This is a genomic window from Aminobacter sp. GW821-FHT11F06 (assembly GCF_058808215.1).
In genome coordinates this window covers 86,140-104,960 of the sequence record NZ_JBXARL010000001.1, presented here as the reverse complement: position 1 = coordinate 104,960, position 18,821 = coordinate 86,140, and the positions used below count along the sequence as shown (strand labels likewise).

At 62.3% G+C, this 18,821-nt stretch carries 18 protein-coding genes; 15 read left to right on the top strand and 3 right to left on the bottom strand.

The features are described from left to right. The first annotated feature begins 47 nt into the window (after window positions 1-47). From AC1RTB_RS00505 to AC1RTB_RS00480, 6 genes are all read left to right on the top strand, one after another. Window positions 48-686, top strand: coding sequence for an SGNH/GDSL hydrolase family protein (locus tag AC1RTB_RS00505; protein WP_492877115.1), 639 nt, complete (start codon window positions 48-50; stop codon window positions 684-686). A gap of 1 nt (window position 687) precedes the next feature. Then, window positions 688-1,269 (top strand): GNAT family N-acetyltransferase, encoded by a 582-nt coding sequence (locus tag AC1RTB_RS00500; RefSeq protein WP_492877117.1) that lies wholly within the window; start codon window positions 688-690, stop codon window positions 1,267-1,269. 18 nt (window positions 1,270-1,287) lie between these two features. Next, complete coding sequence (gene lpdA / locus AC1RTB_RS00495) at window positions 1,288-2,733, top strand: dihydrolipoyl dehydrogenase (protein ID WP_492877119.1); 1,446 nt, start codon at window positions 1,288-1,290, stop codon at window positions 2,731-2,733. 82 nt (window positions 2,734-2,815) lie between these two features. Beyond that, window positions 2,816-3,097 carry a GlsB/YeaQ/YmgE family stress response membrane protein gene (locus AC1RTB_RS00490; RefSeq protein ID WP_492877121.1) on the top strand — a complete coding sequence of 94 codons (282 nt, stop codon included), beginning with the start codon at window positions 2,816-2,818 and terminating at the stop codon, window positions 3,095-3,097. A gap of 12 nt (window positions 3,098-3,109) precedes the next feature. Beyond that, a complete protein-coding gene (gene lipA / locus AC1RTB_RS00485) occupies window positions 3,110-4,072 on the top strand; it encodes a lipoyl synthase (RefSeq protein ID WP_492877123.1) in 963 nt (320 codons plus the stop codon). 10 nt (window positions 4,073-4,082) lie between these two features. Beyond that, window positions 4,083-4,544, top strand: coding sequence for a type II toxin-antitoxin system RatA family toxin (locus AC1RTB_RS00480; protein WP_492877125.1), 462 nt, complete (start codon window positions 4,083-4,085; stop codon window positions 4,542-4,544). On the opposite strand, the gene AC1RTB_RS00475 is transcribed toward AC1RTB_RS00480, so the two are convergent. Together AC1RTB_RS00475 and AC1RTB_RS00470 are read right to left on the bottom strand one after the other, a co-directional pair. Then, a complete protein-coding gene (locus AC1RTB_RS00475) occupies window positions 4,520-5,026 on the bottom strand; it encodes a CinA family protein (RefSeq protein WP_492877127.1) in 507 nt (168 codons plus the stop codon). The two genes, AC1RTB_RS00480 and AC1RTB_RS00475, sit on opposite strands and share 25 nt — an antisense overlap. Next, window positions 5,023-6,243, bottom strand: coding sequence for a bifunctional 2-C-methyl-D-erythritol 4-phosphate cytidylyltransferase/2-C-methyl-D-erythritol 2,4-cyclodiphosphate synthase (locus tag AC1RTB_RS00470; protein ID WP_492877129.1), 1,221 nt, complete (start codon window positions 6,241-6,243; stop codon window positions 5,023-5,025). Before AC1RTB_RS00470 ends, AC1RTB_RS00475 begins: the two co-directional genes overlap by 4 nt. 140 nt (window positions 6,244-6,383) lie before the next feature. Here AC1RTB_RS00470 and dusB point away from each other — a divergent pair, with 140 nt between their 5' ends. The 9 genes from dusB to hflX all read left to right on the top strand — a co-directional run bounded on the left by dusB (window position 6,384) and on the right by hflX (window position 17,916). After that, window positions 6,384-7,412: a tRNA dihydrouridine synthase DusB gene (gene dusB / locus AC1RTB_RS00465; RefSeq protein WP_492877131.1), complete on the top strand. Its 1,029-nt coding sequence runs from the start codon at window positions 6,384-6,386 to the stop codon at window positions 7,410-7,412. Further along, on the top strand, window positions 7,409-8,545 hold the full coding sequence (locus AC1RTB_RS00460) for a two-component system sensor histidine kinase NtrB (RefSeq protein ID WP_492877133.1): 1,137 nt from the start codon (window positions 7,409-7,411) through the stop codon (window positions 8,543-8,545). Before dusB ends, AC1RTB_RS00460 begins: the two co-directional genes overlap by 4 nt. Continuing rightward, window positions 8,542-9,999, top strand: coding sequence for a nitrogen regulation protein NR(I) (gene ntrC / locus AC1RTB_RS00455; RefSeq protein ID WP_492877134.1), 1,458 nt, complete (start codon window positions 8,542-8,544; stop codon window positions 9,997-9,999). Before AC1RTB_RS00460 ends, ntrC begins: the two co-directional genes overlap by 4 nt. Before the next feature lie 82 nt (window positions 10,000-10,081). Then, the gene (locus AC1RTB_RS00450) at window positions 10,082-12,418 is read left to right on the top strand and encodes a sensor histidine kinase NtrY-like (RefSeq protein ID WP_492877136.1); all 2,337 of its coding nucleotides are present in this window, start codon (window positions 10,082-10,084) and stop codon (window positions 12,416-12,418) included. Next, on the top strand, window positions 12,408-13,769 hold the full coding sequence (gene ntrX / locus AC1RTB_RS00445) for a nitrogen assimilation response regulator NtrX (RefSeq protein ID WP_492877137.1): 1,362 nt from the start codon (window positions 12,408-12,410) through the stop codon (window positions 13,767-13,769). The genes AC1RTB_RS00450 and ntrX overlap by 11 nt, the downstream gene beginning before the upstream one ends. A 52-nt stretch (window positions 13,770-13,821) precedes the next feature. Beyond that, window positions 13,822-15,198: a Trk system potassium transporter TrkA gene (gene trkA, locus AC1RTB_RS00440; protein ID WP_492877138.1), complete on the top strand. Its 1,377-nt coding sequence runs from the start codon at window positions 13,822-13,824 to the stop codon at window positions 15,196-15,198. Between the two features lie 77 nt (window positions 15,199-15,275). After that, on the top strand, window positions 15,276-16,139 hold the full coding sequence (locus AC1RTB_RS00435; protein ID WP_492877139.1) for a D-amino-acid transaminase: 864 nt from the start codon (window positions 15,276-15,278) through the stop codon (window positions 16,137-16,139). A gap of 139 nt (window positions 16,140-16,278) precedes the next feature. Beyond that, on the top strand, window positions 16,279-16,524 hold the full coding sequence (gene hfq, locus AC1RTB_RS00430) for an RNA chaperone Hfq (RefSeq protein WP_006202172.1): 246 nt from the start codon (window positions 16,279-16,281) through the stop codon (window positions 16,522-16,524). Further along, the gene (gene hflX, locus AC1RTB_RS00425) at window positions 16,525-17,916 is read left to right on the top strand and encodes a GTPase HflX (protein WP_492877147.1); all 1,392 of its coding nucleotides are present in this window, start codon (window positions 16,525-16,527) and stop codon (window positions 17,914-17,916) included. It begins immediately after the preceding gene. 6 nt (window positions 17,917-17,922) lie between these two features. Here hflX and mazG read toward each other — a convergent pair whose 3' ends face one another. Further along, entirely contained in the window at window positions 17,923-18,747 is an 825-nt protein-coding gene (gene mazG, locus AC1RTB_RS00420) for a nucleoside triphosphate pyrophosphohydrolase (RefSeq protein WP_492877149.1), read from the bottom strand. Window positions 18,748-18,821 lie beyond the last annotated feature (74 nt).

The window sequence follows — 18,821 nt, the reverse complement described above, 5'->3', positions numbered from 1 at the left end:
CCCCCATTTCCCCTCCCCACAAGGGAGGGGATTCGAGGACTTCAATCATGAAGACTGTGCTTTGCTACGGCGACTCGCTGACTTGGGGCTACGATGCCGCGGGTCCGGCCCGTCATGCGTTCGAAGACCGTTGGCCAAGCGTGCTGCAAAAGGAACTGGGCACTGGCGTCAACGTCATTGCCGAGGGCCTCAATGGCCGCACCACCGCCTTTGACGACCATCTCGCAGCAGCCGACCGCAACGGCGCGCGGCTGTTGCCGACGATCCTCGGCACGCATGCGCCGCTCGATCTCGTCATCATCATGCTCGGTGCCAACGACATGAAGCCGTGGATCCACGGCAATCCGCTGGCAGCCAAGCAAGGCATGGCGCGGCTTGTATCGATTATCCGTTCCTACGATCACGGCATCGACTATCCGGCACCTCAAATCCTGCTGGTTTCGCCGCCGGTTCTCAGCCGGACGGCCAATGCCGAGTTCAAGGACATGTTCGCAGGCGGCGACAAGGCCTCCAAGGAACTCGCGCCGCTCTATGCCGCGCTCGCCGACGAGGTCGGCTGCGGTTTCTTCGATGCCGGCTCGGTGGCGGAGACCATGCCTGTCGACGGCGTCCATCTCAATGCCGAGAACACCCGTAAGATCGGCCATGCCATTGCGCCTATCGTGCGCGTGATGCTGGAGCTTTAGCTTGGCGGGCGTTATCACCATCCGCAGGGCCGAACGGCGCGATGCCGCCGAGCTGGCAATTCTCGTTGATCTGTCGTCGCACGGTCTGGCGTCATGGCTTTGGCATGGCGCTGTGCTCGATGGCACCACGCAGACAGCGCTCGAACATGGCCGCAATCTGATGCGCGACGATGATGAGCGCGCCGGCTGGAAGGACGCGAGCCTCGCCCAGGTTGATCATGAAATCGCTGGTGTGGTGATCGGCCATGCAGTCGAGCCTTCATTCGCCGACGAAGAGGCACCGCATCCGGTGTTCGAGCCGATCCTGATCCTTCAAAAACAGGCCATCGGCCACTGGTTCATCGACAGCGTCGGCGTGTATTCGCACCATCGGGGACGCGGCATAGGCCGACAGCTGGTCGACCACGAAATCGCACGCGCGGGCGCACGGCCCGTCAGCCTGATCACCGAAAGCGACAACGACGTGGCGCTTGGCCTCTACAAATCCCGCGGATTTGAAGAGATTGCGCGCCACCCATCCGTACCGCTCGACGAAAACAGCAAGAAACACGACTGGGTGCTGCTCACGCGCAGCGCGACTTGATCAAGAGGCAGGACACTCATGGCTGAGAATTACGACGTCATCATCATCGGCTCCGGTCCCGGCGGCTACATCGCGGCGATCCGTGCTGCTCAGCTCGGCCTCAAGACCGCGATCGTCGAGCGCGAGCATCTCGCTGGCATCTGCTCCAACTGGGGCTGCATTCCGACCAAGGCACTGCTGCGCTCGGCCGAGGTTCTGCATCTGGCCGAGCACGCCAAGAACTACGGCCTCAAGCTCGAAGGCACTGTTACCGCCGACCTCAAGGCGGTTGTCGACCGCTCGCGCGGCATCGCCCAGCGCATGAATGGCGGCGTCGGCTTCCTGATGAAGAAGAACAAAGTCGACGTCATCTGGGGCGAGGCGAAGCTTGTGAAGCCCGGCCAGATCGTCGTGTCGAAATCGACCAAGAAGCCGATGGAGCCTCAGGCGCCGCTGCCCAAGAACACGCTGGGCGAGGGCACCTACAGCGCCAAGCACATCATCGTCGCCACCGGCGCCAGGCCGCGCGCGCTGCCCGGCATCGAGCCGGACGGCAAGCTGATCTGGACCTATTTCGAGGCCATGGTGCCGCCGGAAATGCCGAAGTCGCTGCTTGTCATGGGTTCGGGCGCGATCGGCATCGAATTCGCTTCGTTTTACCGCACGATGGGCGTCGATGTGACTGTCGTTGAGGTGATGCCGGCCGTCATGCCGGTCGAAGACGCCGAAATCTCGGCCTTCGCCAAGAAGCAGTTCGAAAAGCAGGGCATGAAGATCTATCTCGAAGCCAAGGTCACCAAGGTCGAGAAGGGCGCCAACTCCGTCACGGCCCATGTCGAGATGAAGGACGGCAAGGTCGAAAAGATCACCGCCGACCGGATGATTTCGGCCGTCGGCGTCCAGGGCAATATCGAAAACATCGGCCTTGAAGCGCTCGGCATCAAGACCGATCGCGGCTGCATCGTCATCGACGGTTACGGCAAGACCAACGTGCCAGGCATCTATGCCATCGGCGACGTCGCAGGTCCGCCAATGCTGGCCCACAAGGCCGAGCACGAGGCCGTCATTTGCGTCGAAAAGATCGCCGGCCTGCCCAACGTGCACCCGATGGACAAGCTGAAGATCCCGGGCTGCACTTATTGCAACCCGCAGGTCGCTTCCGTCGGCCTGACCGAAGCCAAGGCCAAGGCCGAGGGCAAGGACATCCGCGTCGGCCGTTTCCCCTTCGTTGCCAATGGCAAGGCCATTGCGCTCGGCGAGGACCAGGGCATGGTCAAGACCATCTTCGACAAGAAGACCGGCCAACTTCTCGGCGCGCATCTGGTTGGCGCCGAGGTCACCGAGCTGATCCAGGGCTTTGTCGTCGCAATGAACCTTGAAACCACCGAAGAAGAGCTGATGCACACCATCTTCCCGCATCCGACGATTTCGGAAACGATGAAGGAAAGCGTGCTCGACGCTTATGGCCGCGCGCTCAACGCATAACAGGGTACCGCTGGCGCGCCTGTTGCGGCGCGCCGATTGGCACTATATGCGCTGACGACAGCCGATTGGCCGGAGACGAACGATGGAACAGAGCTACGGAATTCTCGGCATGCCCGGTGTCGGTTTCTTCGGCATGCTGCTCGTTGGCTTCATCGCCGGCTATGTCGCCGAACGCACGATGAACCGCGACCACGGCTTCTTGACCAACATCCTTGTTGGCGTTGCCGGGTCGTTTGTCGGCGGCACTCTGGCGGGGCTGCTCGGCATCCATTATTACGGGTTCATGGGCAATCTCATCGTCGCCATCGCCGGCGCGCTGATCTTGCTCTGGATTTTCGGCCGCTCGCAAGCGCGTCGGCCTTGATAGGATAGACTGATGGTCACTGTGCTCGATCTCAAAGACCGTCCGCGCGCGCGGCACCCCGAAAAGGCCCACCGGCCCGACCAGGAGGTTTTGCGCAAGCCGGACTGGATCCGCGTCAAGGCGCCGGTATCGCGCGGCTATCAGGAAACCCGCGACATCGTGAAGTCGCACAAGCTGGTCACCGTCTGCGAAGAGGCCGGCTGCCCCAATATCGGCGAGTGCTGGGAAAAGAAGCACGCCACTTTCATGATCCTGGGCGAGATCTGCACACGCGCCTGCGCCTTCTGCAATGTCGCGACCGGCATCCCGACGGCGGTCGACCCGAATGAGCCCGAGAGCGTGGCCAAGGCCGTCGCCCAGATGGGCCTGACCCATGTCGTCATCACCTCGGTCGATCGTGACGACCTGGCAGACGGCGGCGCGCAGCATTTCGCCGATGTCATCCACGCCATCCGCAGGCTGACGCCGCAGACCACAATCGAAATCCTGACGCCCGACTTCCTGCGCAAGGAAGGCGCGCTCGAGATCGTCGTTGCCGCCCGTCCCGACGTCTTCAACCACAACCTGGAGACCGTACCGTCGAACTACCTGACGGTTCGTCCCGGCGCGCGCTACTTCCACTCGATCCGTCTGCTGCAGCGGGTCAAGGAGCTCGATCCCTCGATCTTCACCAAGTCGGGCATCATGGTCGGCCTCGGCGAGGAACGCCACGAAGTGCTTCAGCTGATGGACGATTTGCGCACCGCCAATGTCGACTTCATGACCATCGGCCAGTATCTGCAGCCGTCCAAGAAGCACCATCCGGTCAAGAAGTTCGTCACGCCGGAGGAGTTCACCTCTTACGCCACGGTCGGCAAGTCGAAGGGCTTCCTGCTTGTCGCTTCGAGCCCGCTGACCCGTTCGTCGCACCATGCCGGCGACGATTTCGCCAAGCTGCGCGCCGCGCGCGAAGCATTGCTGGCCAAGAAGGCCTGATCAACGCGGAATGCCGAAGTTCGAAACCACGCGCCGCGTCAGCCACTCGCCGGAAGAAATGTACGCGCTGGTGGCTGACGTCGAAAAATATCCTGAATTCCTGCCTTTGTGCGAGGCACTCAACGTGCGCTCGCGACGCGAGCGCGATGGACGCGAGATACTCGTTGCCGACATGACCGTCGGCTACAAGGCGATCCGCGAGACGTTCACGACGCAGGTGCTACTCACGCCTGAGGAAAACACCATCGACGTCAAATACCTCGATGGCCCGTTTCGCTATCTGACCAATGAGTGGAAGTTCGTGGCGGCAGCGGGTGGCGGCTCAGACGTCGAGTTCTTCATCGACTACGAGTTCAAGAGCCGCATCTTGGGCGTGCTCATGGGCACGATGTTCGACCGCGCCTTTCGCATGTTCGCCGAAGCCTTCGAAAAGCGCGCCGACGTCATCTACGGGCCTGCGAAGACCGTCTGATCGACTGCCCTCAGGCCGAGCCCAAGGGCAGTCCTGACCGTTTCGCGGCGGATGAAATCGCGACCCTTGTCTTCAAAGGTCCTGAATTCCGCCTCCGGTGGGAAGCCCTTCTTCGCGACACCGAACCAGACGAGGCCGACCGGTTTTTCGGCCGAACCGCCACCCGGGCCGGCAATGCCGGTAACCGCCAGCGCAAGGCTGGCATGCGAATGGGCCAGCGCGCCTGCGGCCATTTCGAGTGCCGTCTCGCGCGACACCGCGCCATGCGCTTCGAGCGTGGCTGCGGAAACGTCGAGCATCTCCATCTTGGCTTCGTTGGAATAGGTGATGAAGCCGCGGTCGACCACCGCCGACGACCCGGCGATGTCGGTCAGCGCCGCAATGATCATGCCGCCGGTGCAGCTTTCGGCGGTGGCGACCATGATGCCATGTGTCTCGCAGGCTTCGAGCAGGGCCGAGGCGAGGGCGCCGATATCGCTCATTCCGGCAGTTCTCCTGGATAGACCACGCTTGCGGTCGCGATCGCAGCGATGCCTTCCTCGCGGCCGATGAAGCCCAGTTTTTCGTTGGTCGTCGCCTTGATCGAGATGCGCTCGGGGGCAATGCGCAGCATGTCGGAAAGTTCCGCGGTCATGGCTTCGCGATGCGGGCCGACGCGCGGTGCCTCGCAGATCAGGGTGATGTCGGCATTGGCGATGCGCCCGCCACACGCGCGCACGATCTTTGCGGCATGCTCGACGAACTGGCGCGAGGCCGCACCCTTCCATTGCGGGTCGGATGGCGGGAAATGCGTGCCGATGTCGCCGGCACCGCAGGTGGCCAGCAGCGCGTCGGTCAGCGCGTGGAGCCCGACATCGGCGTCGGAATGGCCATTCAGCTTCTTCGAATGCGGGATTTTGACGCCGCACAGCCAGACGTGGTCGCCGGCTTCGAAGGAATGCACGTCATAACCATTGCCGGTGCGGACATCGGGAAAGCTTGGTGTCTGGCCAGAAAGGCGCTGGTCGGCCATGGCGATGTCCTTTGCCCAGGTGAGTTTGATGTTATCGGGTGAGCCGAGCACCAGGCGGACCGGAATGCCAGCCCATTCGGCGATAGCCGAATCGTCGGTGAAGTCGCTGCGGCCGGCCTCGAAGGCGCGCTGGTGCGCGGCAAAGATCGGCGCGAAGGGAAAGCCTTGCGGTGTCTGTGCCGAATGCAGGCCCGCGCGCGGCACGGTTTCAGCAACCGTGCGATCTGAGGCTTCTTTCTTCAGCGTATCGGAAACGGGCAGGGACGGCAGCGAGCCGTGTTTTTCGTCGATGCCTGCGATCGTGCGGTCAATGACATCGGCGCCGATGAACGGCCTGACGCCATCATGGATCAGCACAGCTAGCGGCTTGGTGTCCTGTAGCGCCAGCAGCGCCAGGCGAGTCGATTCCTGCCTGGTTGCGCCGCCTGTGACGGCAATCACGCGAGAGGCGAACTCGCCTGCTGCCGCTGCAAAAAGCTCTGTGTCATCAGCATGGATGGCAACGGCTACCGCGCCTATCCTTGGGTGGTCGAGAAACGCCTTCAACGTATGCCAGATGACGGCCTTGCCGCCGATCTTGCGGTACTGCTTGGGACCGTCGCCCTGGCCGGCGCGCTCGCCACGGCCGGCAGCCACGATGACGACGGCGACCTTTGAATTCGGATGGTTGGGCACTTCTGTATTCATGAGCAGAGGCTTAGCCGCGAGGCCTGCGGAAGGCCAGAGGAATCCAGAAAGCGCCGCATTCGGCTGTCATTTCGCAGTTGCACAACGAGCCGATCATGGCTACTCATTGTGCAGAGAAAAATGGTGCTTTGTTTTTGTGCATGAATGATCTCGGTAAACTTGGCCAGCCGCTTTCGATCGGCAATGTGACGATCCGCAATCGGGTGTTTCTGGCCCCGATGTCGGGCGTCACCGACGAGGCCTTTCGCACGCGCGCTTATGCGCATGGTGCTGGCCTGGTTGTCTCGGAGATGGTCGCCAGCGGCGAACTCGCCAAGGGGCGAGGCTCCAGCGGCTTCCGCATCCGCCATTCCGGCCTGCCGGTGCATATGGTGCAACTCGCCGGTCGCGAGGCCGCGCATATGGCCGAAGGCGCCCGCATCGCGGTTGGCGAAGGTGCTGACGTCATCGATATCAACATGGGCTGCCCGGCCAAAAAGGTGACCGGCGGTTATGCCGGCTCGGCGCTGATGCGCGACCTCGATTTCGCACTGACGCTGATCGACGCGGTCGTCGGCGCCGTCGAGGTGCCAGTGACGCTGAAGATGCGGCTTGGCTGGGACGATGACGTGCTCAATGCGCCGGAATTGGCTTACCGCGCCGAACAGGCCGGCGTCAGGATGGTCACTGTGCACGGCCGCACGCGTTGCCAGTTCTATCAAGGCAAGGCCGACTGGCGTGCGATCGCGCGGGTCAAGCAGTCTGTCAGCATTCCGGTGGTCGCCAATGGCGATGTCGCAACGGCGCAGGACGCCGCTGAGATTCTCGACCAGTCCGGAGCCGACGCCGTCATGGCCGGGCGCTCGCATTATGGCTCACCGTGGACCGCCGGCATGATCGCTGCCGCGGCAAGCGACGGTGCCGCGGCCGGCGTGCCGCAATCGCCTGCGGACATGGCCGACTACGCCGTCGCTCACTACGAAGACATGCTCGCGCTCTACGGTATCGAAAGCGGGCTGCGCCAGGCGCGCAAGCATCTTGGTTGGTATCTCGATCGCCACACCTCTGCCGTGCCCGATGATTTGCGCCGTGGCGTCCTTACCTCGTTCGAACCGAAGCAGGTGATTTCGTCGTTGCGCGAGGCACTTACGGCATTCGGCGAAAGTTCCATTGAAAGGAATGCGGCATGAGCTTCAACCCCGCGCCGGTTGCAGTCGATGCCGCGCAAATCGTGCTCAACACCATCCGCCGTCCGGTCATCATGATCGGGCCGGACAATTTCATCAGCTACGCCAATGCCGATGCCGAGGACTTTTTCCGCTCCAGTGCCACCATCCTGGCGCGCAGCGAGCTGTCGCGTTTCGTGCCCTTCGGCAGCCCCATCCTTCAGCTCGTCGAGCAGGTGCGCGAACGCAACACGCCGGTCAACGAATACCGTGTCGATGTCTCGTCACCGCGCCTTGGCATCGAAAAGATGGTCGATCTCTACGTCGCACCAGCAGCTGAACTGCCGGGTTCGGTCGTGGTGATGTTCCAGGAACGCTCGATGGCCGACAAGATCGACCGCCAGATGACGCATCGCGGTGCTGCGCGCTCGGTCACTGGCCTTGCGGCCATGCTCGCCCACGAGATCAAGAATCCGCTCTCCGGCATCAGGGGTGCGGCACAGCTGCTGGAGCTGAATGCCTCCGACGAGGATCGTTCGTTGACACGGCTGATCATCGACGAGACCGACAGGATCGTAAAGCTTGTCGACCGTATGGAGGTCTTCTCCGACGAGCGGCCTATCGATCGTTATCCGGTCAACATCCACGTCGTTCTCGACCATGTGAAGGCGATTGCCAGGAATGGTTTTGCCAATGGTATCAAGATCCTGGAGGATTATGATCCATCGCTGCCTCCGGTCTATGCCAACCGCGATCAACTCGTGCAGATCTTCCTCAACCTGGTCAAGAATGCCGCCGAGGCGATCGGCCACGATCCACATGGCGAGATCACCCTGTCGACCGCCTATAAGCCGGGCATCCGCATGTCGATCCCCGGCAGCCAGGATCGCGTGTCGCTGCCGCTCGAATTTTGCGTGCACGACAATGGCTCGGGCGTGTCGGAGGACATTTTGCCGATCCTGTTCGACCCGTTCATCACCACCAAGCCGAACGGTTCGGGACTAGGCCTCGCGCTTGTCGCCAAGATCGTCGGCGACCATGGCGGGGTGATCGAGTGCGAATCGACACCGCGCGGCACCACCTTCCGCATCCTCATGCCTGCCTGGAAGGAACTGCCCGTGCATCTGGACGACGATAGCCAAGGAGCCCATCGATGAGCGTGCGCGGAAACATTCTTGTCGCCGATGACGACGCGGCGATCCGCACGGTGCTCAACCAGGCGCTGTCGCGCATGGGGCACGACGTCCGTGTCACCTCCAACGCCGCGACGCTGTGGCGCTGGGTGGCGGCCGGCGAGGGCGATCTGGTCATCACCGACGTGGTGATGCCCGACGAAAACGCCTTCGACATGCTGCCGCGAATCAAGAAGGCGCGCCCCGAGCTGCCGGTCATCGTCATGAGCGCGCAAAACACCTTCATGACCGCCATCCGCGCGTCTGAGACCGGCGCCTACGAGTATCTGCCCAAGCCCTTCGACCTCACCGAACTGCTCAGCATCGTCAACCGCGCGCTCGCCGAGCCGCGGCGGCCAAAGATCGAGCAACGCCACGACGACCAGCCCGAATCCATGCCTCTGGTCGGGCGCTCGGCGGCGATGCAGGACATCTACCGCATGCTCGCCCGCATGATGCAGACCGATCTTACCGTCATGATCTCGGGCGAATCAGGCACCGGCAAGGAGCTGGTGGCGCGGGCTCTCCATGAATATGGCCGCCGTCGCAACGGACCGTTTGTCGCCATCAACATGGCCGCGATCCCGCGCGACCTCATCGAATCCGAGCTCTTCGGTCACGAAAAAGGTGCTTTTACCGGGGCGCAGAACCGCTCGACCGGACGTTTCGAACAGGCCGATGGCGGCACGCTGTTCCTCGACGAAATCGGCGACATGCCGATGGAAGCGCAGACAAGGCTCCTGCGCGTGCTGCAGCAGGGCGAATACACCACTGTCGGCGGTCGCACGCCGATCAAGACCGATGTGCGCATCGTGGCCGCGACCAACAAGGACTTGCGGACGCTGATTAATCAGGGTCTGTTTCGTGAAGATTTGTTCTATCGTCTCAATGTCGTACCGCTTCGTCTTCCAGCATTGCGTGAGCGTTCTGAGGACGTGCCGGATCTTGTCCGCCACTTCTTCAAGCAGGGCGTGAGCGAGGGCCTGCAGGCCAAGCATATCTCATCTGGCGGTGTCGAGCTGATGAAGCGCTATCCGTGGCCAGGCAACGTGCGCGAGCTGGAAAACCTGGTCCGCCGGCTGGCGGCGCTCTACCCACAAGACGAGATTTCGGCCGAAATCATCGAGGCCGAACTCAAGACCGGCGAACAGCCTGTCGTGCCGGGCGGCAATCTCATTCCCGACGACCTGTCTGTCGGCCAGGCGGTCGAGCATTTCCTCCAGCGCTATTTTGCCATGTTTGCCGGCGACCTGCCGCCGCCCGGCCTCTACCAGCGCATTCTGGCCGAGGTCGAATACCCCCTCGTGCTGGCCTCGATGACGGCGACGCGCGGCAACCAGATCAAGGCCGCGGAGCTTCTGGGGCTCAACCGCAATACGCTGCGCAAGAAGATCCGCGAACTGGGCGTCAACGTCTACAAGTCGTCGCGTTCGGCCTGACGCGACGAAGCCAAAACGCTAATCTGTCGAAAGCCTGCCGAAACATTTTCGCTTACGCCGAAAATGTTGCATAATCGCCACAATGCGTTGCATAGATGCGCCGCAATCAATGTCTCTACACGGCAGCATGGCGAGCCAGGCAAAACCTCAGAACGAAACGCTCTTTCCCGAACGGGGCCAGCAGGAAGGTCGTCGCCTTCTTGCGCTCCCGGGCGTGGTGGCGATCGCCGCCGCGTTGGTTTCGGCTGCGGTGTCGTTCGCCATCCTCGTCGGCGTAACGCCGATCACGCCTGATTCGACGACGACGCTTGCGCTGATCGGCATCAACGCGCTGTTCGTCCTGATCCTCATCGCGCTGATTGTCATCGAGATCCAGCGCATCGCCGTGGCCCGCAAGCGAGGCAAGGCGGCCTCGCGGCTGCATGTGCGCATCGTCACCATGTTTGCGCTGGTGGCGGCACTGCCGGCACTGCTGGTCGCCATCGTTGCCTCGATCACGCTGGATATCGGCCTCGACCGCTGGTTCGAGATCAGGACGCGGACGATCATCAATTCGTCGCTGTCGATCGCGGAAGCCTACGTCCAGGAGAACGCGCGCAACCTGCAGAGCACGACATTGTCGATGGCCAACGACCTCGACAATGCGCGTTCGCTCTACGGTCTCGACCGCAGCGGCTTCCTCGATTTCATGAGCCGGCAGGCGCAATTGCGCGCGCTCGCCCACGCGGCACTGATCAGGCCCGACGGCTCGTTCGTCATGAGCGCCAAGACAGGTGCCGACTTTGCCATGCCCGAGCCGCCGCAGGCGGCGGTGGAAGCTGCCGCCGCCGGCAAGCCGGTGCTGATCGATGCCAGAACGCGCAACATCATGGGCGCCATCGTCAAGCTGCGCGAGATCGAAGGGCTCTATCTCTACACGATCCGGCTGGTCGATCCTGATGTGATCAAGGCACGCCAGATCGTCACCGCCAATACCGACGAATACCGTGACCTCGGTGCCAACCGGCGCACAACGCAGATTGCCTTTGCGCTGCTTTATCTCGGGCTGACGCTGATCGTGGTCTTGTCGGCGATCTGGACCGGCATTGCGGTGGCCGATCGCCTTGTGCGGCCGATCCGTCTGCTTATCGGCGCTGCGGATGAGGTGGCGACCGGCAATCTCGACGTTTCGGTGCCCGTGCGCCAATCGGATGGCGATGTCGGCGCTCTCAGCGACACGTTCAACAACATGCTGCTTGAGCTCAAGTCGCAACGCAACGAAATCCTGGCCGCCAAGGACGTCATCGATGAGCGGCGACGCTTTTCGGAAGCTGTGCTTTCGGGCGTGACCGCAGGCGTCATCGGCGTCGACCCCTATGGCAGCATCACCATCGTCAATCCGTCGGCCGAGGAGATGCTGGCGATCTCGGCTGATCAATCGCTCGGCCAGAACCTGTCGATCCTGCTGCCGCATGTCGGCCGTGTCTTTGAAATCGGCCGCAAGTCGGGCCGTGCCGTCTATCGCGAGCAGGTGACCTTCTATCGCGCCGGCGCCGAGCGCACCTTCAACGTCCAGGTAACGGTCGAAGAAGGCGAGAACGAAGTCGGCGACAAGTCTTATGTCGTGACCATCGACGACATCACCGATCTCGTCACCGCCCAGCGCACCTCGGCCTGGGCTGACGTCGCGCGGCGCATCGCCCATGAGATCAAGAACCCGCTGACCCCGATCCAGCTGTCGGCCGAACGTCTCCGGCGCCGCTACGGCAAGGTGATCACCGAGGACCGCGAGGTCTTCGACCAGTGCACCGAGACGATTATCCGCCAGGTCGGCGACATCGGCCGCATGGTCGACGAATTCTCCGCCTTTGCGCGCATGCCAAAGCCGGAAATGAAGGTGACCGACATTCGCGAGCCGCTGCGCGAGGCCTCATTCCTTGTCGAGGTCAGCCGTGCCGACATCGCCTTCGAACGCGACATCACCGCCGGTCCGCTCAAGGGAACCTTCGACAGCCGCCTGATGGCCCAGGCCTTCGGCAATGTCATCAAGAATGCGGCGGAGGCGATCGAGGCGGCGGAACGCCATACCGGTGAATCAGGTGTCATAAAAATCCGAGCGCGCCGGGACGGCAACTCGATCCGGATCGATGTCATCGACAATGGCAAGGGCCTGCCGCGCGAAAATCGTCAACGGCTGCTCGAGCCCTATATGACGACCCGCGAGAAGGGCACGGGCCTCGGCCTCGCTATCGTCAAGAAGATTGTCGAGGACCACGGCGGAAAATTGGAACTTCACGACGCACCAGCCGATTTCCACGGCGGGCGCGGCGCGATGATCAGCATGATCCTGCCTGCGGCAGCCGAAGAGGCTACGGCACCCAAGGGGGCCGGGGACGCAGTGCAGGTCAGAGAAAACGAAAAGGTCAGAAATGGCATCTGATATTCTCATCGTTGACGACGAGGAAGACATCCGCGAACTGGTCGCGGGCATCCTGAGCGACGAGGGCCATGAAACCCGCACCGCGTTCGACGCGGACAGCGCGCTTGCCGCAATCGCGGACCGCGCGCCGCGCCTGGTTTTCCTCGACATCTGGCTTCAGGGGTCGCGGCTTGACGGTCTGGCATTGCTCGACGAGATCAAGACCTTGCACCCCAGCCTGCCCGTCGTGATGATCTCGGGCCACGGCAACATCGAGACCGCGGTCTCGGCGATCCGCCGTGGCGCCTACGACTTCATCGAAAAGCCGTTCAAGGCCGACCGGCTGATCCTGATCGCCGAACGCGCGCTCGAAACCTCGAAGCTCAAGCGCGAGGTTTCCGATCTCAAGATGCGCAGCGGCGAAACGCACGACCTGATCGGCATGTCGTCGGCGATGAGCCAGCTGCGCCAGACCATCGATCGTGTCGCGCCAACCAACAGCCGCGTCATGATCATTGGTCCGTCGGGTTCCGGCAAGGAGATGGCGGCACGCGCCATCCACGCATTGTCGGCACGGAAAAATGGCCCGTTCGTCGCGTTGAACGCCGCGACCATCACGCCCGAGCGCATGGAGATCGAGCTGTTCGGTACCGAGTCGAACGGTGGCGAACGCAAGGTTGGCGCGCTGGAAGAGGCCCATCAGGGCATCCTTTACCTCGACGAAATCGCCGACATGCCGCGCGAGACGCAAAACAAGATCCTGCGTGTGCTGGTCGAGCAGCAATTCGAGCGCGTCGGCGGCACCAAGCGCGTCAAGGTCGATGTGCGCATCATCTCGTCGACGGCGCAGAACCTGGAGGCGATGATCGCCGAGGGCCGCTTCCGCGAGGATCTCTACCATCGCCTGGCCGTGGTGCCGGTGATGGTGCCGGGGCTTGCCGAGCGGCGGGAAGACATTCCCTACCTCGTCGACAATTTCATGAAGCAGATGGCCAAGCAGGCCGGCATCAAGCCGCGCCGCATCGGCGACGACGCACTTGCTGTGCTTCAGGCCCATAACTGGCCGGGCAACGTCCGCCAGCTGCGCAACAATGTCGAGCGCTTGCTGATCCTTGCGCGCGGCGACAATCCCGAGCAGCCGATCACCGCCGACCTGCTGCCGTCGGAAATTGGCGACGTCATGCCACGCGCCCCCAACCAGTCTGACCAGCACATCATGGCGCTGCCGCTTCGCGAGGCACGCGAGATGTTCGAGAAGGAATACCTCATCGCCCAGATCAACCGCTTCGGCGGCAATATCTCCAAGACTGCCGAGTTCATCGGCATGGAGCGTTCGGCCCTTCACCGTAAACTCAAGTCGCTTGGCGTCTAGGCATGATCCTGAGACGTGGGAACCGATCGGCCAGCCAGGATAGACTTCCCACATGCGCGTAATCATCTGCGGGGCAGGACAGGTCGGCTACGGCATCGCCGAGCGGCTGGCTGCCGAGAAGAACGACGTCTCGATCATCGATACGGCGCCTGAGCTGATCCATTCTGTGCGCGACCAGCTTGATGTGCGCGGCTTCGTCGGCCATGGCTCGCATCCGGAGGTTCTGGAGGCGGCGGGCGCACAGAACGCCGACATGATCATCGCGGTGACCCTGTTCGACGAGGTCAACATCGTCGCCTGCGAGGTGGCGCATGCGCTGTTCAACGTACCGATGAAGGTCGCGCGCATCCGCTCGCAATCCTACCTCCAGCCACACTACCAGGACCTTTTTTCGCGCGACCATCTGCCGATCGACGTGATCATTTCGCCCGAGCTTGAGGTCGGCGAGATGGTGCTTCGGCGCATCTCGCTGCCGGGCGCCACCGACGTGGTTCGATTTGCCGAAAACCACATCATCATGGTGGCGATCGAGTGCCTGGAAGATTGCCCTGTCATCAACACGCCGCTGGCACAGCTCAGCGAACTGTTCCCCGATCTGCCATCGACAGTCGTCGGCGTCACCCGCAACGACCGCCTGTTCATCCCGCATTCGGCCGACCAGCTGGTGGCGGGCGATCTCGCCTATGTCGTGACGACCAAGGACCAAGTGCGCCGCACGCTTGGCCTGTTTGGGCATGAGGAGCAGGAGGCGACACGCATCGTCATCGCCGGCGGCGGCAATATCGGCCTGTTCGTCGCACGTACGCTCGAACAGCGCCAGAGCCGCACCAAAATCAAGATCATCGAGGCGAACCGGGAGAGGGCGGTCAAGGTCGCCGACGAGTTGCGCCGCACGGTGGTGCTCAACGGCAGCGCGCTCGACCAGAAGCTTTTGATGGAAGCAGACATCCAGGATGCCGACCTGATGGTCGCGCTGACCAACAACGACCAGGTCAACATCCTGTCCAGCGTCATGGCCAAGCGTCTTGGCTGCAAGGGCAACCTCGCGCTCATCAACAACCCGTCCTATCACGACCTGACCAAGTCGCTTGGCATCGACGCGCACGTCAATCCAAGTGCAGTCACCATTTCGCGCGTGCTCCAGCATGTCCGGCGCGGCCGAATCAGGCAGGTGCACTCGATCCAGCGCGGCGCCGCCGAAATCATCGAGGCCGAGGCGCTCGAAACCTCGCCCCTGGTCGGCACGCTGCTGCGTGATCTGGAGTTGCCCGACGGCATGCGCATCGGCGCGATTTATCGCGATGGCCATGTGGTCAAGCCGAGTGGTTCGGTGAAGATCAAGCCCAAGGACCGCGTCGTCATTTTCGCGCTCGACAAGGCGGTCAAGCAGGTCGAGCAGATGTTCAGGGTCAGCCTCGAATTCTTCTGATCTGGACCAGCCATTTGCACATTGCCGCACGGCGCAAATCGTCTAGAACGCCATAAAATCTCGAGGGTACGAAAACCATGCCGCGCATTGCCTATGTCAACGGGCGCTACGTCGCCCATTCGGACGCCTTTGTGCATATCGAGGACCGCGGTTATCAGTTCGCCGATGGTGTCTACGAGGTCTGCGAGGTGGCACGCGGCTTCATCGTCGATAGCGTCGGGCACCTTGACCGGCTCGACCGCTCGCTTTCCGAACTCAGGATCGACTGGCCGGTCAACCGCAAGGCGCTCGTGCACATCATGCGCGAGGTCATTGGCCGCAACCGCGTCCGCAATGGCATGGTCTATCTGCAGGTGACGCGTGGCGTGGCGCCCCGTGACCATGTTTTCCCGGTCAACGGTACGCGGCCAGCGCTGGTGGTCACCGCCAAGCGCACCGATCCGGCGGCCGCCGCCAAGCGGGCGAGTACTGGTATCAAGGTGATCACCGTGCCGGAAAACCGCTGGGACCGGGTCGACATCAAGAGCGTCGGCTTGCTGCCCAATGTTCTGGCACGCCAGCAGGCCAAGGAGGCCGGCGCCCAGGAGGCGTGGTTCGTCGATGCCGACGGCAAGGTCACCGAAGGGGCTGCCACCAACGCCTGGATCGTCACCAAGGATGGCAGCCTTGTCACCCGTCCGGCCGACAGCGGCATCCTGCGTGGCATCACCCGCACCACGCTGTTTGCTGTCGCCGACAAGCTCGGATTGAAGATCGAGGAGCGCGGTTTCACCGTTGATGAAGCCAAGTCCGCGCGCGAAGCTTTCATCTCGGCTGCAACCACGGTGATCATGCCGATCGTTGAGATCGACGGCCAGCCGGTGGCCAATGGGCACCCCGGATCGGTGGCCCTTTCCCTTCGGGAAGCTTTTTTTGACGTTGCGGAAAAAATCCAAGCCTGATAACCGCTTGGGCGTAAATGGTTAAATTCATCTCGTTCAGCTTGCCGCGCGTTGTGGCAAGGGGGTGTTTGCTCGCTTGACATGAGCTGAGTTATTTGGCGCATTGGCAGCAGACAGGGATCGGCGAAAGAAAAAAACAATGGCGGAACGATCGCAGAATCTTCAGGACCTGTTCCTGAATTCAGTTCGCAAGAGCAAAAACCCACTCACCATTTTCCTCATTAACGGCGTGAAATTGACCGGAGTTGTAACCTCCTTCGACAATTTCTGTGTTTTGTTGCGCCGTGACGGGCACTCCCAGCTCGTCTACAAGCATGCCATCTCCACGATCATGCCGAGCCAGCCGGTTCAGATGTTCGATGGCGAGGAAAGCCAGGGCGCCTGATTGGCACGCGACAAACACGCCGGCACAAAGGCCGGTGAGAGCAATGGACCCGAATCGGTAGGGGGCGACAACGCCCCCACCCGTGCGATCGTCATCGTGCCGGTGCTTACGCGCCAGCCCAAGGGTGACGACGACAGCGCGCGTCCACGGCTGCAGCGTTCGGCCGAGGCTCGCCACGACGAAGCCGTCGGACTGACCCGCGCCATCGATCTCGAACCTGTTCACACCGCGATCGTAACCCTCAACGACCCGCGTCCGGCGACATTGCTGGGCAGCGGCAAGGTCGAGGAATTCGCTGCGATCGTAAAGGAGCGCGGCGCGGAACTGGTCATCGTCGACCATCCGTTGACTCCGGTGCAGCAGCGCAATCTTGAAAAAGAGATGAACGCCAAGGTGCTCGACCGCACCGGGCTGATCCTCGAGATTTTCGGCCGGCGCGCCCGCACCAAGGAAGGCACGCTGCAGGTCGAGCTTGCCCATCTCAACTACCAGAAGGGCCGGCTTGTCCGCAGCTGGACCCACCTTGAGCGCCAGCGCGGCGGCGCGGGTTTCCTCGGCGGCCCCGGCGAAACGCAGATCGAATCCGACAGGCGCGCGCTGCAGGAAAAGATCATCAAGCTCAAGCGCGAGCTGGAAACGGTGGTTCGCACACGTGACCTGCACCGCTCCAAGCGCCGCAAGGTGCCGTTCCCGGTCGTCGCCATCGTTGGTTACACCAATGCCGGCAAATCGACTTTGTTCAATCACCTGACCGGTGCCAGCGTGCTGGCCGAGAACATGTTGTTTGCGACGCTCGATCCGACCTTGCGCCGCGTGCGGCTGCCGCACGGCACGCCGATCATCCTGTCCGACACCGTCGGTTTCATCTCCGACCTGCCGACGCACCTGATCGCGGCCTTCCGGGCGACGCTCGAAGAGGTCATCGAGGCGGATCTGGTGATCCATTTGCGCGACATCTCCGACCCCGACACAGCGGCCCAGGCCAACGATGTCGAGCGCATCCTGTCCGATCTCGGCGTCGATGCGGCGGACACTGATCGCGTCGTTGAGGTCTGGAACAAGATCGATCAGCTCGACGAGGGTAATCGCGAACGCCTGCTTTCTGACGGCGCCGACGGCCGCAAGACGCCGCCGATCGCGATTTCGGCCATCACGGGCGAAGGCATTTCAACGCTCACCAGCCTGATCGAGCAGCGCGTTTCGGGCGAGCTGGAGTCCATCGAGGTTACGCTAGCGCCAAGCCAGCTCGGACAGATCGATTGGCTCTACCGCAACGGAGATGTGGTCTCACGCACCGACAATGACGATGGCAGCGTGTCGATGACACTTAAGGCCACCGCATCCGCGCGCGACGAGATCGCCAGCAGAATATCGCGGAAAAACAACGGCTAAGACGGCTTACTTCGCTGTCTTGGCCTGCTGCCAGAGCGCTTCCATCTCGTCCAGGGTCGCGTCCCCAAGGTTGCTGCCGGCCTCGTAGAGAGCGTGCTCGATGTAGTGGAATCGCTTGCGGAACTTGTCGTTGGTGCCTGAAAGGGCTGCCTCGGAGTCGAGCTCCAGGTGCCGGCCGAGATTGACCAGCGCAAACAGCATGTCGCCGAATTCGTCCTTGACCGCGGCCTGGTCACCCTTGGCCATGGCGTCGCGCAATTCGCCGATCTCTTCTTCGATCTTGTCGAGGATGGGCGCAGCTTCACCCCAATCGAAACCGACGCGCGCCGCCTTTTCCTGAAGTTTCAACGCACGGGTAAGTGCTGGCAGTGCTACCGGCACACTGTCCAAAAAGCCCTGGCCGTGATCCTCGGGGTCGAGCCCGCGGGCAAGCAGTGCCGCGCGTTTCTCGGCCTTTTCTTCCGCCTTGATCTTCTCCCACATGCCCTTCGCCGAACGCGCCTCACGCGCCTTGGCGTCGCCAAAGACGTGCGGATGACGGCGGATCATCTTGGTGGTGATGGCTTGCACCACATCGCCGAAGGCGAACTCGCCGGCTTCCTCGGCCATCTGCGCGTGATAGACCACCTGCAATAGCAGGTCGCCCAATTCCTCGCGCAGATGATCGATATCGTTGCGGGAGATGGCGTCGGCCACCTCGTAGGCTTCCTCGATGGTGTAGGGCGCGATGGTCGCGAAATTCTGCTCGATGTCCCAGGGGCAGCCGGTTTCCGGCTCACGCAGGGCGGCCATGATCTCGATCAGGCGGGAGATGTCTTTGGAAGGTTGCATGACCGCAATGCTATAGCCCGGCAGCTTTCGACCCAACAGTGGCTTGATGAGCCCGGCGCTTGTCCACATGTTGT

Coding starts and splice junctions, on each gene's coding strand:
- AC1RTB_RS00505 (WP_492877115.1), top strand. CDS start 48: ATGAAGACTGTGCTTTGCTACGGCGACTCGCTGACTTGGGGCTACGAT.
- lpdA (WP_492877119.1), top strand. CDS start 1,288: ATGGCTGAGAATTACGACGTCATCATCATCGGCTCCGGTCCCGGCGGC.
- AC1RTB_RS00490 (WP_492877121.1), top strand. CDS start 2,816: ATGGAACAGAGCTACGGAATTCTCGGCATGCCCGGTGTCGGTTTCTTC.
- lipA (WP_492877123.1), top strand. CDS start 3,110: ATGGTCACTGTGCTCGATCTCAAAGACCGTCCGCGCGCGCGGCACCCC.
- AC1RTB_RS00480 (WP_492877125.1), top strand. CDS start 4,083: ATGCCGAAGTTCGAAACCACGCGCCGCGTCAGCCACTCGCCGGAAGAA.
- AC1RTB_RS00475 (WP_492877127.1), bottom strand. CDS start 5,026: ATGAGCGATATCGGCGCCCTCGCCTCGGCCCTGCTCGAAGCCTGCGAG.
- AC1RTB_RS00470 (WP_492877129.1), bottom strand. CDS start 6,243: ATGAATACAGAAGTGCCCAACCATCCGAATTCAAAGGTCGCCGTCGTC.
- dusB (WP_492877131.1), top strand. CDS start 6,384: ATGAATGATCTCGGTAAACTTGGCCAGCCGCTTTCGATCGGCAATGTG.
- AC1RTB_RS00460 (WP_492877133.1), top strand. CDS start 7,409: ATGAGCTTCAACCCCGCGCCGGTTGCAGTCGATGCCGCGCAAATCGTG.
- ntrC (WP_492877134.1), top strand. CDS start 8,542: ATGAGCGTGCGCGGAAACATTCTTGTCGCCGATGACGACGCGGCGATC.
- AC1RTB_RS00450 (WP_492877136.1), top strand. CDS start 10,082: ATGCGTTGCATAGATGCGCCGCAATCAATGTCTCTACACGGCAGCATG.
- ntrX (WP_492877137.1), top strand. CDS start 12,408: ATGGCATCTGATATTCTCATCGTTGACGACGAGGAAGACATCCGCGAA.
- trkA (WP_492877138.1), top strand. CDS start 13,822: ATGCGCGTAATCATCTGCGGGGCAGGACAGGTCGGCTACGGCATCGCC.
- AC1RTB_RS00435 (WP_492877139.1), top strand. CDS start 15,276: ATGCCGCGCATTGCCTATGTCAACGGGCGCTACGTCGCCCATTCGGAC.
- hfq (WP_006202172.1), top strand. CDS start 16,279: ATGGCGGAACGATCGCAGAATCTTCAGGACCTGTTCCTGAATTCAGTT.
- mazG (WP_492877149.1), bottom strand. CDS start 18,747: ATGCAACCTTCCAAAGACATCTCCCGCCTGATCGAGATCATGGCCGCC.